We start from the raw sequence: 13,306 nt of genomic DNA, 5'->3' as shown, positions 1-13,306 counted from the left end.
TATGCTCGATATCAAACGCATCCCCATCCCCGCGCTGATCGGCATCGTGCTGACGGCACTGTTCGTGCTGGCGGCGGTCTTCGCCCCCTGGATCGCGCCGCACGGCAACGGCGAAATCGTCGGCGATGTCTGGGAACCGATGTCGGCCGCCCATTTGCTGGGCACCGACAATCTCGGCCGCGACCTGCTTTCGCGCATGATCTACGGCGCCCGTATCACTTTGTTTATCGCGGTGCTGGCCACCGCGCTGTCATTCTCGCTCGGCGCCATCCTCGGCTTCTCGGCGGCCGTCTTCGGCGGCTGGTTCGATACGCTGCTGTCGCGCCTCGTCGATCTGTTGATGTCGATCCCGACGCTGATCATGGGTCTCGTCGTGCTGTCCGTGCTGCCGACCAATCTGGTGACGCTGATCCTGGTGATGGGCATTCTGGATTCGACCCGCGTCTATCGCCTGTCGCGCGCGGTCGCCGTCGACATCAACGTCATGGACTATGTCGAGGCGGCTAAACTGCGTGGTGAGGGCAACGGTTGGATCATCTTCCGCGAAATACTGCCCAACGCATTGTCGCCGCTGGTTTCCGAACTCGGCCTGCGCTTCATCTACGCGGTGCTGTTCCTGTCGACGCTGTCGTTCCTCGGCCTTGGCGTGCAGCCACCGGACGCCGACTGGGGCGGAATGGTCAAGGAAAACAAGGACGGCATCGTCTTCGGCATCGCGGCCGCACTCATCCCGGCGGCGGCGATCGCCCTGCTGGCGATTTCCGTCAACCTGGTTGCCGACTGGGTGCTCAACCGGACGACAAGCCTCAAGGGAGGACGCGGGTGATGGCCGACAGCAAAGCGAAACCCGGCCTGCTGCTCGACATCCGCAATCTGCGCATCGAGGCCACCGTCTTCCCGCCCGGGGAGCCGCCGAAGAACATCGTGCTGGTGCACGATGTCTCGCTGACGCTCGAGAAGGGCAAGGTGCTCGGCCTGATCGGCGAATCCGGGGCCGGCAAGTCGACCATCGGCCTGTCGTCGATGGGCTATGGCCGCGGTGGCGTGCGCATCACCGGCGGTGAGGTCATCCTGAACGGCCGCGACATCCTCAAGGGCGGCAAGGACGGCTTCCGCAAATTACGCGGTCGCGAGGTCTGCTATGTCGCGCAGTCGGCAGCAGCGGCCTTCAACCCGGCGCACCGGCTGATGGATCAGGTGGTGGAAGCCACGCTGCTGCACGGCACCGCGACGCGCGCCGAGGCCGAGAAGCGCGCGGTTGCGCTGTTCAAGAAGCTCAGCCTGCCCAACCCCGAAACCATCGGCGAGCGCTTCCCGCACCAGGTCTCGGGCGGCCAGCTGCAGCGTGTGATGACGGCGATGGCACTCTGCTCCGAGCCGGACCTGATCGTCTTCGACGAGCCGACAACGGCGCTCGACGTGACGACGCAGATCGACGTGCTGGCGGCGATCAAGGACGCCATCCGCGACACCCATGTCGCTGCGCTCTACATCACGCACGACCTTGCCGTCGTTGCCCAGGTTTCAGACGAGATCATGGTGCTGCGCCATGGAAGGCTGGTCGAATGGGGCGGCACACGGCAGATCATCAAGGAGCCGCGCCAGGAGTATACCAACGCGCTTGTTTCGGTGCATGAGATCGAACACCAGGAGCAGAAGCCCGGCACGACGCCGTTCCTGTCGGTGAAGAACGTCACCGCCGCCTATGGCCGCAGCGACATCAAGGTGCTGAAGAACGTCTCGGTCGACATCTATCCGGGTCAGACTCTGGCCGTCGTCGGCGAGTCAGGCTCCGGCAAATCGACGCTGGCACGCGCCATCACCGGGCTTTTGCCACCCGAAGCGGGTACGGTAACCTTCGACGGACGTCCGCTGGCCAACCGGCTGGCCGACCGGCCGAAGGAGGATTTGCGCCAGTTGCAGATGATCTACCAGATGGCCGACGTGGCGATGAATCCCCGCCAGACCGTCGCCACCATCATCGGGCGGCCGCTGGAGTTCTATTTCGGCATGCGCGGCCGCGAACGCGACAGACGCGTCGCCGAACTGCTCGACAAGATCGAGATGGGCAAGGGCTTTTCCGATCGCTACCCGGCCGAGCTTTCCGGCGGTCAGAAACAGCGTGTCTGCATTGCCCGATCGCTTGCCGCCAAGCCGAAGCTGATCATCTGCGACGAGGTGACCTCGGCGCTCGATCCGCTGGTCGCCAACGGCATCCTCAAGCTGCTGCTGGAGCTGCAGAAGGAGGAGAACGTCGCCTATCTGTTCATCACGCATGACCTCGCCACTGTGAAGTCGATCGCCGATTCGATCGCGGTTATGTATCGCGGCGAGGTGGTGCGCTACGGCCCCAAGAGCAAGGTGCTGAGCCCGCCCTTCGACGCCTACACCGACCTGCTGCTCTCCTCGGTTCCAGAGATGGAAATCGGCTGGCTGGAAAAGGCAATCAAGGGGCGGCGCATGGCCAGCGCGGGGAACTAAAGCAATTCCGGGAAAACTGGGAACCGGTACTCCCGGAAGAAATGCACGGCGCTTCCCCCCGGAAATTGCGTCAGGCCAGCCCGCCACATGGGGCGCCGGCGACCGTCATCGGGATGCAACACTAGAACGCCACATGTCTTTCGGGACGAGCGCCGCTCGCACGACTTTTAAACAGGGGTAGGACATGAAGACTGAACTCGATTATCTCGCCGAACTTGCCGGTCAAGGCCGGATATCGCGCCGCGCCTTTCTCGGGCGCGCCGCCGCGCTTGGCGTGTCAGCAGCCCTGATACCGGCGCTGGCCGGCAAGGCTTTCGCCCAGACGGCAGTTAAGGGCGGCACCATCAAGGCAGGCCTGCAGGGCGGTGAATCGACCAACAGCCTCGATCCGGCGCTGAACCTCAGCCAGGTCACCTTCAGCTTCGGCAAGCTCTGGGGCGAGTATCTTGTGCGGCTTACCCCCGACAACAAGCTGGTCAACCTGATTGCCGAAGAAATCGGCGCCTCGGCCGACGCCAAGACATGGACGATCAAGATCCGCGACGGCATCGAGTTCCACAATGGCAAGACGGTCGGCGCCGAGGATGTTGCCGCCACCATCGAACGCCATGCCGACGAGAAGTCCAAGTCGGGAGCACTTGGCATCCTCAAGAACATCAAGGGCGTCAAGGCGAGCGGCAAGGAAGTCATCGTCACGCTCGGCGACGCCGATGCCGACTTCCCCTATCTGATGGCCGACTACCATCTCGTCATCCAGCCGAATGGCGGCAAGGACGATCCGAACGCCGGCATCAGCGCCGGTCCCTACAAGGTCTCCGTCAACCAGCCAGGCGTTCGCCATGGCGGCGAACGTTTCGCCAATTACTGGCTGGGCGACAAGGCCGGCCATGCCCACCAAGTCGAGATCATCGTCATCAACGATGCAACGGCGCGGTTGGCTGCCTTGCAGGGTGGTCAGGTGCACATGATCAACCGCGTCGAGCCCAAGGTGGTCGACCTCGTCAAGCGTATTCCCGGCGTCAGCATTGAGAACGCATCGGGCAAGGGCTATTACCCGTTCAACATGTTCTGCGACACCGCACCCTTCGAGAGCAACGACCTGCGCATGGCGCTGAAGCTTGCCATGGACCGTGACGAGATGCTGGAAAAGATCCTGCGCGGCTATGGCTCGGTGGGTAACGACTTCCCGATCAACGAGGCCTATCCGCTGTTTTCCGCCGACATCGAACAGCGCAAGTTCGATCCGGACAAGGCGGCCGCAGCCTACAAGAAATCAGGCCACAGCGGCTCGATCGTGCTGCGCACCTCGGACGTCGCCTTCCCGGGCGCCGTCGATGCCGCACAGCTCTATCAGCAGTCCTGCGCCAAAGCCGGCATCAAGATCGAGATCAAGCGCGAACCCGGCGACGGCTACTGGTCGGAGGTCTGGAATAAGCAGCCTTTCTCGCTCTCCTACTGGGGCGGACGCGCCACGCAGGACCAGATGTATTCCACCGGCTATGTCTCGACAGCCGACTGGAACGACACGCGCTTCAAGCGGCCGGAATTCGACAAGATGCTGTTTACCGCGCGCGGCGAGCTCGACCAGGCCAAGCGCCAGGCGATCTACCACGATATGGCAGTGATGATGCGTGACGAAGGCGGGCTGATCGTGCCCTTCTTCAACCAGTTCATCGACGCGGCCGCCACCAACAAGATCGGTGGCTATGCCAAGAGCCCTATCGGCGAAATGATGGACGGCTACGCGCTTGCCGAGTGCTGGCTCAACGCTTGAGCGGACTCTGATCGTCCGATTTCATCTATCAAGAACGCCGTGTGCCCGGGACGGCACACGGCGTTCCCGTTTCAACCGCCAACCGCATGGAGCAGCCCATGGCGCTCAAATCCAAGCTTTTGCTGATCATCCTCGATGGCGTGCCTTACAGGAACTGGCGCCGGCTGATGGGCAATCTCGAAGGTTGGGTGCAATCGGGCGAGGCGCGCGTCTGGAAGATGCGCTCGGTGCTGCCGTCGACTTCAGCCTGCTGCTATGCGTCGATCCACACCGGGGTTTCACCGCAGGTGCATGGCATTCTCTCCAACGAGAACCGGTTCCGCGTCGGGCAGCCCGATATCTTCTCCGAGATCCGCAAGGCAGGCGGCAAGACGGGGGCGGTGACCCATTCCTACTGGTCGGAATTCTTCCGCGCCTATCCGTTCGACCTGGTCGAGGACATGGAATTCGACGAGCCAAGCGGGCCGATCACGCATGGCCGCTTCCACACCATGACCGGTTACAATCTCCGCAACCAGATGACGCCGAGCGATGTCGACCTGTTCGCGACGCTGACGATGCTGACGAAACGCCATGGCATCGACTACGGCATCCTGCACACCTGCACGTTGGACTCGATGGGACACCGCTTCGGCCACGACTGCCACGAAATGGACCATGCCGTCTATGCGATGGACGGCATGCTGGCCGCCTTCCTGCCGCGCTGGATCGAAGCCGGCTATGAGGTCATGGTTACTGCCGACCACGGCCAGACCGACCGGGGTCATCATGGCGGTCATGACGACGAGATGCAGGATTTCGCGCTGTATTATTTCGGGCCCGGCAAGGGGCCGCAGGCTGAGACGCTGCTCGACCAGCTGCAGCTGGCGCCAACGGTGCTGAGCCGGCTGGGTGTGGCAATACCGGCCACGATGAAAGCGAAGCCGTTCTTGAGCTGAGCGCGACCCTGCCTTCTCCCCTTGCGGGAGAAGGTGTCGCCGAAGGCGACGGATGAGGGATGTTCCAGCTTGGCAGGGACGGCGATCCTTGGCGCACCCCTCAACCGTCTCGGCGCTGCGCCGATCGACCTTCTCCCACAAGGAGAGAAGGGAAGCCCCTGCCTCTGGCAACACCCAATGACTTCGGCTAGCCTCCCAAAATTCCTTGGCGGAGGATGAACCTTTTTGGACCGATCAGCGACAGAGCAGACAGGAGCCAGGCGGCTCGACCGGCCATGACGGCAGCGACGGAGACCGATCGCGCGCTTGTCGACCGGGTCGCGAAGGGCGACCGTGCCGCCGTGCGGCTCCTGTTCATGCGTCACCACGCGCGGGTCTACCGCTTCGTGGCACGCCAGACGGGATCGGAAATGATGGCCGATGATATCGCCAACGAAGTGTTTCTCGAGCTGTGGCGCCAGGCGCCAGGTTTCGAAGGACGCTCAGAAGTCTCGACATGGCTGCTCGGCATCGCCCGTTTCAAGGCGCTGTCCTTGCTGCGCAAGAAGAAGGAAGACTGGATCGACGACGAGGCCGCCGCGGCGGTGCCCGACAGCGCCGACACCCCGGAAGTCGTCACCATGAAGGAAGACAAGGCGGCCGCCTTGCGGCGCTTCGTCAACGCCTTGCCCGAAGAGCACCGCGTGGTGATCGATCTTGCCTATTATCACGGACAGTCGGTGAGCGAAATCGGCGAGGTGCTCGACATTCCGGTCGCCACCGTCAAGACCCGGATGTTCTACGCCCGCAAGAAACTCGGCGAGGCCCTCAAGGCCGCCGGTTACGATAGGGGGTGGCCATGAGCGCCGCTGAAAAGATGTCGCGCCGCGACGAAATGGAAACGCTCCTGCCGTTCTACCTGAACGGCTCGCTGGAAGGTTCCGACCTGGAAGCAGTCGAGGAATGGCTGGCCAGCGATCCGGCCGCACTTGCCGCCCTTGGCGAGGCTGAAGCCGAGTTCTCCGGCGCCACGGCCGCCAACGAAGCAATCCGGCCGCCGGCCGATGCGCTCAGCCGCTTCGCCAAGGCACTCGACGCCGAGGCCGGGCCTGCGCGCAAGCCGGCGGGATCGTCCTGGCTGGCGCAGGCCTGGGGCCGCTTCATGGCGGTGCCGGTCGGTGTCGCCTGGGCAGCAGCCGCGGTTCTGCTGGCCCTGGTCATGGTGCAGTCGTTTGTCGAGCCTGGCGGCAAGGGCAATGATTTCGAGATTGCCGGCGCGCAAGACGATCTGGCGAAAATGCCGTTCGCCCTGGTCAAGTTCAAGCCGGATGCCAAGATGTCGGACATATCCGCCTTCCTTGGCAGCAACGGGCTGAAGATCATCGGTGGACCGACCGCCGACGGCGTGTTCCGGCTTGGCATCCCGGCTGCCAACGCAGCCGACTACACCAAGCAAATCGGCCTTATTGCCGCCCAGCCCTTCACGGAGACCGTGATCGAGGGAAGGAAACCGGCTGATGGCGGCTGAGGCAGTCATTCGATTTGCGGCAATGCTTGCGGCGGCGATGACAATCGCCGCCGTGCCCGCGTCGGCGCAGACCAACGACCCCAATCCAGACCAGACGAAAATCGACTGCCGCGACGGGACCAACGCGGCGGGCGCCAACTGCGCCAAGGATGGCAATGACACAAAGAGCGGAGCGGACGCAGGCCAATCCGGCGCCGTCTTCCTGCCGGCGCTGATCGTCGACCTGTTTCCCAACCCGGCGGCGCCTCCAACCCCTGTGCCGACGCCACGGCCGGCGCCTGCGACGCCGCCTGCCGACACTCAAGCCGGCCCCCCGCCCGGCGGCCCGATCGTCTCGCCGACCGATCTCATCGCCGTTCAGCCGCGGCGCGCGGTGGTTGGCGATTTCGTGCCCGACGAGGTGCTGGTGACCATCGACGGCGATGCCGGCGCTGTCCAGCAGATCGCCGCCTCCTTCGGCCTGCAGGTGCGCTCGCAGCGCCAGTCGCGGCTGCTTGGCACCACGCTGGTGCGCTTCGGCATTCCCGACGGCCGGCCCGTCGGCGTCGTTTTGGCGCAACTGGCCGCCGACGGCCGCACCCAGCGGCGCGAGCCCAACCATGTCTATTCGCTGCAGCAGGCCGCCGGCATCGTCAACTATGCGTTCGATCGTATCGCGCTAGATGCCAAGCAGGCCAGCGGCGAAAACGTCCGCATTGCGGTGATCGACACCGGCATCGACGACACCAACCCGGCGCTGTCGGGCGTCATTGCCGGGCAGTTCGACGCCATGCCCGACGTGCCGATCGAAAAGCGCGATCACGGCACGTCGATCGACGGGCTGATCGCCGGCGTCGGTACGCTGGAAGGCATGGCGCCGGGCGCAAAAATCTACCACGCACGTGCCTTCGAGGGCGGCAAATCGACCATGGACGTCATCCTGTCGGCGCTCGACTGGGCGGCGGAGCAGGACGTGCGCATCATCAACATGAGCTTCGTCGGGCCGAAGAACGACCTGCTCGGCGTCGCCTGCCGCAATGCCCGCGCGCTCGGCATGGTGCTGGTCGCCGCAGCCGGCAACAACGGGCCGAAGGCGCCCTATGGCTATCCGGCCGCCTTCGACGGCGTCATCGCGGTGACTGCCACCGACGCCAAGGACGGGCTGATGCCGCAGGCCAATCGCGGCGCCTATGTCTTCATCTCGGCGCCCGGCGTCGAGATGGTGGCGCCGAGCGGCGCCGGCTCGGATGTGGTCACCGGCACCTCGTTCGCGGCGGCGATCGTAAGTGGCGCCATCGCCAATCTTATCCATGCCGCGCCCGATCGTTCGGTCGACGACATCGAAAAGGCGCTCGCGGCAACGGCGAAAGACCTCGGCCCAACGGGACGCGACAATGACTTCGGCTATGGGCTGCTGGACATCAAGGCGGCGGCGGTGGTGAAGGAGTGAGGTCGGCGCTTGCAGCCTTTCGGGAGACCGTTCTAAACAGGCGCCCCCGCCACCGATCCCCTGACCACCAGGTCGACCGGCCAGACCTCGCCGCGGGCGCCCTCCTCCAGTCCCGAGATCCGTGCCGCCAGCCGCTCGGCGACGCGGGCGCCGGCAAGACGGATCGATGAACGCGTCGTCGACAGCGGCACCGAGAAATTCTCCGGCCTCAGCCAGGGGAAGACGTCATCATGGGCAATCAGCGACACGTCGCCCGGAATGCTCAGGCCGAGGTCGCGCACGGCGCGCACGACGCCCAGCGCCATGATCAGGCTGGAGCAGGCGATCGCCGTCGGCGCGTCGCCTTCTTCCAGCAAACGCCTGGTGGCGCGATAGCCGTTCTCCTCGGTCATATCAACCGAGCAGACATGGCGTTCGCTCAATGTCAGTCCGCTCGCGGCGAGCGCCCGGCGCACGCCGCGTTCGCGATGAATGGCGAAGGTCTCGCGGTCGTCGCCATTGATCAGCGCCAGCCGCCGATGACCGAGCTGGATCAGCAGCCTGGCCGCCTCGTGGAAGGCGCCCTCATTGTCGATGTCGGTAAAGGCATAGTCGAAATCAAAGCCTTCGCTGCGGCCATGGACGATGAAGGGAATGCCGAGCGTGTTGACCAGCGCCACGCGCCGGTCAACGGGCCTCGGCGAGGAGATATAAACAGCGTCGACCTGCCGGTTGGCGACGATGCGCCGGTAAGTGGTTTCCTGGTCGTCGGCGTCGGCCGGCGACAGCACAAGGTCGAGCTCGTGCGAGCGGGCATAGTCGCCAAGGCCGGACAGGAACTCGACGAAATGCGGGTCGATGTCGACAGACGCACCGGTCGGCAGGACATAGCCGATCATGCCGGTCTTGCCGGTCGCCAGCCGGCGCGCGCTCGGGTTGGGGCGATAGCCATGGCGCTTGGCGGCATCCATGACACGCCTGCGCGTCTCCTCGTTGACCTCGGGATAGCCGTTCAGCGCACGGCTTACCGTGGTTTGCGAAAGCGCCAACATGTGGGCGAGCTGCTTGAGGTTCACGAAAGGTCTCCATTTCCCTCAAAGCGCTTTTAAATTGAATCGACCCAAGTGCCACCGGGGCCGAGCCATACGAAGCCGAACCATAGACGCGGTTTGCGCGTGTTTGAAACAAAAATTGCTGCTGCATCGCCATAATAGTATGTTGCAGCGCACTTTCAGGGGGGCAAATGCACGAACCTAAATCGATTAATTGGCCAGCCTCTTGACTTCCTAGCAATTCAATGGCGTGATCGAAAAAGCCAAAGCGCTTTGGAAGACTCTTCGAAAGGTTGCGGTTCCTTTCCGACTGAGTCACAGTCCTGCGGCGTCGGCGGGCGGAATGGAGGTTCCGTCCGGTGTGTGAGACCCACTGGGAGGGAATACCGATGAAGAAAATGCTTTTGCTGGGTGCTGCGTTTGCCACGTTCGCCCTGAACGCGCCCGCGCAGGCCGAACTGAAGTTCAAGCCCGGCGAAGACAAGCGCTTCAACTGGGCGAACTACGAAGAGCTCAAGAAAGTCGACCTCAAGGGTGAGACGCTGTCGATCTTCGGACCGTGGCGCGGCGAGGACGAAGGCCTGGTGCGCGGCGTTCTCGACTATTTCTCGGAAGCCACCGGCGTCGAGATCAAATACTCCTCCTCGGAGAATTACGAGCAGCAGATCGTCATCGACACGCAGGCCGGCAGCCCGCCGAACATCGCCGTGCTGCCGCAGCCGGGCCTCATCCAGGACCTGGCGTCGAAGGGCCTTTTGACGCCGCTCGGTGACGACACCGCCAAATGGGTCAAGGACAATTACGGTGCCGGCCAGTCATGGGTCGATCTCGGCACCTTCAAGGACAAGGAGGGCAAGCCGGGCTTCTTCGCCTTCCCATACAAGGCCGACGTGAAGTCGCTGGTCTGGTACTCGCCGGATAATTTCGAGGAAGCCGGCTACAAGGTGCCGAAGACGCAGGAAGAACTCGCCGATCTCGAAAAGAAGATCATCGCCGATGGCGGCAAGCCGTGGTGCATCGGCCTCGGCTCCGGCGGCGCCACCGGCTGGCCGGCGACCGACTGGGTCGAAGACCTGATGCTGCGCACCCAGCCTCCGGAAGTCTACGACAAATGGGTGAAGAACGAGATCCCGTTCAACGACCCCGCGGTGGTCAACGCCATCGACATTTTCGGCAAGATCGCGACCGACGACAAGATGGTCGACGGCGGCGCCAAGGCGGTTGCGGCGACCGATTTCCGCGACAGCCCGAAGGGTCTCTTTTCGGTGCCGCCGAAATGCTACCTGCACCACCAGGCATCTTTCATCCCGACCTTCTTCCCGGAAGGCACCAAGGTCGGCCAGGACGCGGACTTCTTCTACTTCCCACCCTATGCCTCCAAGCCTGAACTCGGCACGCCGGTGCTCGGCGCAGGTACGCTGGCGATGATCACCAAGGACAGCAAGAGTGCGCGCGCGTTCATCGAATTCCTGAAGATGCCGCTCGCCCACGAGATCTGGATGGCCGAAGGCGGCTTCGTGACGCCGCTCAAGTCGGTCAACAAGGATGCCTATGCCAGCGACGCGCTGAAGAAGCAGGGCGAAATCCTCGCCAATGCCTCGACCTTCCGCTTCGACGGTTCCGACCTGATGCCGGGCAAGATCGGCGCCGGCGCCTTCTGGACCGGCATGATCGACCTGGTCGGCGGCAAGTCCGCACAGGACGTCGCCACCGACATCCAGAAGAGCTGGGACGCCATCAAGTAGGCGGCTGGCACTTAGACGACCAACCATTCTCGCACTGGATCCGGGCCGTACTGGCCCGGATCCAGCGGCGGCCCGTGCCGCAGCCTTTCGTCATGAGCGCATTGACATGAAGCGCGATCGGCAATGTGCGCAAGCCGCCGATGACGCGCTCCAAACAACTGAATCGGCGCCTGGTCCCCGTCACCAAGGTCATTCCTTGTCGGGTCATGCGCAGGGGGAGAGGGACCCATGGCGGCTCAGATTTTCTCGGCCATTTTCGTCATCATCGTCGGCGTCGGCGGTTGCGTCGCTTATTTCTGGGGCGCTAACAAACTGGTCGACCTGATATTCCCGTCACGCGGCGTCGCGGGTGCTGCGGCCATCGACAATCTGCGCCGGCAAGGGCTGGTACGGCCATGGCTGTTCGTCGGTCCGGCGATGATCATCCTGACCATCTACCTGATCTATCCGGTGGTCGAGACGCTGCGGCTGTCGTTCCTCGATCGCAGCGGCATCAATTTCGTCGGCCTGGCGAACTATGAATGGGCGTTCGGCGATCGCGAATTCCGCAACTCGATCCTCAACAACATCATCTGGCTGGCGGTGGTGCCGGCCGCCTGCACCTTCCTTGGGCTGATCATCGCCGTGCTCACCGACAAGATCTGGTGGGGCACGATCGCCAAGAGCCTGATCTTCCTGCCGCTGGCGATCTCCTTCGTCGGCGCCAGCGTGATCTGGAAATTCATCTACGAGTATCGGGGCGAGGGTCAGACGCAGATCGGCATCCTCAACGCCATCATCCAGCATTTCGGCGGGCAGCCGCAGGTCTGGATATCGCTGCCGTTCTGGAACAATTTCTTCCTGATGATCATCCTGATCTGGATTCAGACCGGCTTTGCCATGGTCATCCTGTCTTCCGCCCTGCGCGGCATCCCCGAGGAAACGCTGGAAGCCGCCGTCATCGACGGCGCCAATCCGTTCCAGATCTTCTGGAAGATCATGGTGCCGCAGATCTGGGGCACCATCGCCGTGGTCTGGACCACGATCACCATTCTGGTGCTCAAAGTGTTCGACATCGTGCTGACCATGACCAATGGCCAGTGGAACAGCCAGGTGCTGGCCAATCTGATGTTCGACTGGATGTTCCGCGGCGGCGGCGATTTCGGCCGCGGCGCCACCATCGCCATCATCATCATGATCGCGGTCATTCCGATCATGGTCTGGAACATCCGCCAGGCGAACAAAGAGACGGGAGGACATTGAGATGGCCGTCGCGACCGGAAATTCCTTCGCCAGCCGCTTTGGCGTCCACATCGCCGTGCTCGTCTTCGTCGCGATCTGGACCATCCCGACGCTCGGCATCCTGGTTTCATCGCTGCGCGACAAGAACCAGATCATCGCCTCGGGCTGGTGGAACTCGTTCGCCAGTTCCACGCAGACGGAAGCCGGCCGGCTCCCGCCCGCCTCGACGCAGGTCGAAAAGGACGGCAAGTTCGTCCTCGAGGGCAATATCTTCGGCGATGGCGCCAAGCGTGACATCAGCGCCTTCGGCGTCAAATCGGCGGCACCGACACAATATCCCGCCGGCACGTCAGCCGATCTCGGCGACGGCGTAGCCTTGCAGCTCAATGCCGACGGCAGCTTCGTCATGCAGTCCCCGAAAGCGTTCGAAGGCGATCGCGGCCAGCGCGTCTATTATGCTTCGTCGGCGCCGCCGAAATTCACCACCGACAACTACAGAACCGTGCTGTTCTCCGAAGGCATCGGACGGTCATTCATGAATTCTCTGACCGTCACCATTCCGGCTACCGTCATCCCGATCCTGATCGCCGCCTTTGCCGCCTATGCACTGGCCTGGATGCGGTTTCCCGGCCGGGCTCTGCTGATCGCGGTCATCATCGGCCTGCTGGTGGTGCCATTGCAGATGTCGCTGATCCCGCTGTTGAAACTCTACAATGGCGTCGGCGCTTTTTTCGGCATGCCGTCGAAGACCTATCTCGGCATCTGGCTGGCGCATACCGGGTTCGGGCTGCCCTTCGCCATCTACCTGCTGCGCAGCTACATTGCCGGCCTGCCGCGCGAAATCATGGAATCGGCGCGCATCGACGGCGCCAGCGATTTCGAGATCTTCGTCAAGATCGTCTTGCCGCTGTCGTTCCCGGTGCTGGCTTCGTTTGCCATCTTCCAATTCCTGTGGGTATGGAACGATCTGCTGGTGGCGATGGTTTTCCTCGGTACAGAGGCAGACCAGATCGTGCTGACCGCCAAGCTCAACGCGCTGTTGGGCTCACGCGGCGGCGACTGGGAGATCCTGACGACATCGGCTTTCGTGACCATCATTGTGCCGCTGATCGTGTTTTTCTCGCTGCAGCGCTATTTTGTCCGCGGGCTGCTAGCCGGCTCGGTGAAAGGAGGCTGAGAC

At 63.2% G+C, this 13,306-nt stretch carries 11 protein-coding genes; 10 read left to right on the top strand and 1 reads right to left on the bottom strand.

Annotation, left to right across the window (positions count from 1 at the left end; translation table 11 throughout):
- Position 1 precedes the first annotated feature (1 nt).
- The 7 genes from EOA16_RS18270 (at position 2) to EOA16_RS18240 (ending at position 8,129) form a co-directional block, all read left to right on the top strand.
- Positions 2–826: an ABC transporter permease gene (locus EOA16_RS18270; RefSeq protein WP_127259524.1), complete on the top strand. Its 825-nt coding sequence runs from the start codon at positions 2–4 to the stop codon at positions 824–826.
- Positions 826–2,481 (top strand): ABC transporter ATP-binding protein, encoded by a 1,656-nt coding sequence (locus tag EOA16_RS18265; RefSeq protein ID WP_127259523.1) that lies wholly within the window; start codon positions 826–828, stop codon positions 2,479–2,481. Before EOA16_RS18270 ends, EOA16_RS18265 begins: the two co-directional genes overlap by 1 nt.
- A 184-nt stretch (positions 2,482–2,665) precedes the next feature.
- A complete protein-coding gene (locus EOA16_RS18260) occupies positions 2,666–4,255 on the top strand; it encodes an ABC transporter substrate-binding protein (protein ID WP_127259522.1) in 1,590 nt (529 codons plus the stop codon).
- A 98-nt stretch (positions 4,256–4,353) separates the two neighbouring features.
- The gene (locus EOA16_RS18255) at positions 4,354–5,193 is read left to right on the top strand and encodes an alkaline phosphatase family protein (protein ID WP_127259521.1); all 840 of its coding nucleotides are present in this window, start codon (positions 4,354–4,356) and stop codon (positions 5,191–5,193) included.
- A gap of 275 nt (positions 5,194–5,468) precedes the next feature.
- Positions 5,469–6,035, top strand: a complete 567-nt coding sequence (locus EOA16_RS18250) for a sigma-70 family RNA polymerase sigma factor (protein ID WP_127259520.1) — start codon at positions 5,469–5,471, stop codon at positions 6,033–6,035.
- Entirely contained in the window at positions 6,032–6,700 is a 669-nt protein-coding gene (locus EOA16_RS18245) for an anti-sigma factor (protein WP_127259519.1), read from the top strand. The genes EOA16_RS18250 and EOA16_RS18245 overlap by 4 nt, the downstream gene beginning before the upstream one ends.
- Entirely contained in the window at positions 6,690–8,129 is a 1,440-nt protein-coding gene (locus tag EOA16_RS18240) for a S8 family serine peptidase (protein WP_127259518.1), read from the top strand. Before EOA16_RS18245 ends, EOA16_RS18240 begins: the two co-directional genes overlap by 11 nt.
- A 32-nt stretch (positions 8,130–8,161) precedes the next feature.
- Here EOA16_RS18240 and EOA16_RS18235 read toward each other — a convergent pair whose 3' ends face one another.
- Entirely contained in the window at positions 8,162–9,184 is a 1,023-nt protein-coding gene (locus EOA16_RS18235) for a substrate-binding domain-containing protein (RefSeq protein ID WP_127259517.1), read from the bottom strand.
- Between the two features lie 365 nt (positions 9,185–9,549).
- On the opposite strand from EOA16_RS18235, the gene EOA16_RS18230 reads away from it, so the two are divergent.
- From EOA16_RS18230 to EOA16_RS18220, 3 genes are all read left to right on the top strand, one after another.
- A complete protein-coding gene (locus EOA16_RS18230) occupies positions 9,550–10,905 on the top strand; it encodes an ABC transporter substrate-binding protein (RefSeq protein WP_127259516.1) in 1,356 nt (451 codons plus the stop codon).
- A gap of 228 nt (positions 10,906–11,133) precedes the next feature.
- Entirely contained in the window at positions 11,134–12,147 is a 1,014-nt protein-coding gene (locus EOA16_RS18225) for a sugar ABC transporter permease (RefSeq protein ID WP_127259515.1), read from the top strand.
- 1 nt (position 12,148) lies between these two features.
- A complete protein-coding gene (locus EOA16_RS18220; protein WP_127259514.1) occupies positions 12,149–13,303 on the top strand; it encodes a carbohydrate ABC transporter permease in 1,155 nt (384 codons plus the stop codon).
- Positions 13,304–13,306: the final 3 nt, after the last annotated feature.

This window comes from Mesorhizobium sp. M7A.F.Ca.US.008.03.1.1, from assembly GCF_003997495.1.
GTDB lineage: Bacteria > Pseudomonadota > Alphaproteobacteria > Rhizobiales > Rhizobiaceae > Mesorhizobium.
The sequence above is the reverse complement of the archived record's forward strand: the minus strand, read 5'-3'. Positions and strand labels throughout refer to the sequence as shown.

What these genes read in the sequence shown, in the direction of transcription:
- EOA16_RS18225 (WP_127259515.1), top strand. Translation starts at nt 11,134, where the DNA reads ATGGCGGCTCAGATTTTCTCGGCCATTTTCGTCATCATCGTCGGCGTC.
- EOA16_RS18240 (WP_127259518.1), top strand. Translation starts at nt 6,690, where the DNA reads ATGGCGGCTGAGGCAGTCATTCGATTTGCGGCAATGCTTGCGGCGGCG.
- EOA16_RS18265 (WP_127259523.1), top strand. Translation starts at nt 826, where the DNA reads ATGGCCGACAGCAAAGCGAAACCCGGCCTGCTGCTCGACATCCGCAAT.
- EOA16_RS18220 (WP_127259514.1), top strand. Translation starts at nt 12,149, where the DNA reads ATGGCCGTCGCGACCGGAAATTCCTTCGCCAGCCGCTTTGGCGTCCAC.
- EOA16_RS18250 (WP_127259520.1), top strand. Translation starts at nt 5,469, where the DNA reads ATGACGGCAGCGACGGAGACCGATCGCGCGCTTGTCGACCGGGTCGCG.
- EOA16_RS18270 (WP_127259524.1), top strand. Translation starts at nt 2, where the DNA reads ATGCTCGATATCAAACGCATCCCCATCCCCGCGCTGATCGGCATCGTG.
- EOA16_RS18255 (WP_127259521.1), top strand. Translation starts at nt 4,354, where the DNA reads ATGGCGCTCAAATCCAAGCTTTTGCTGATCATCCTCGATGGCGTGCCT.
- EOA16_RS18245 (WP_127259519.1), top strand. Translation starts at nt 6,032, where the DNA reads ATGAGCGCCGCTGAAAAGATGTCGCGCCGCGACGAAATGGAAACGCTC.
- EOA16_RS18260 (WP_127259522.1), top strand. Translation starts at nt 2,666, where the DNA reads ATGAAGACTGAACTCGATTATCTCGCCGAACTTGCCGGTCAAGGCCGG.
- EOA16_RS18230 (WP_127259516.1), top strand. Translation starts at nt 9,550, where the DNA reads ATGAAGAAAATGCTTTTGCTGGGTGCTGCGTTTGCCACGTTCGCCCTG.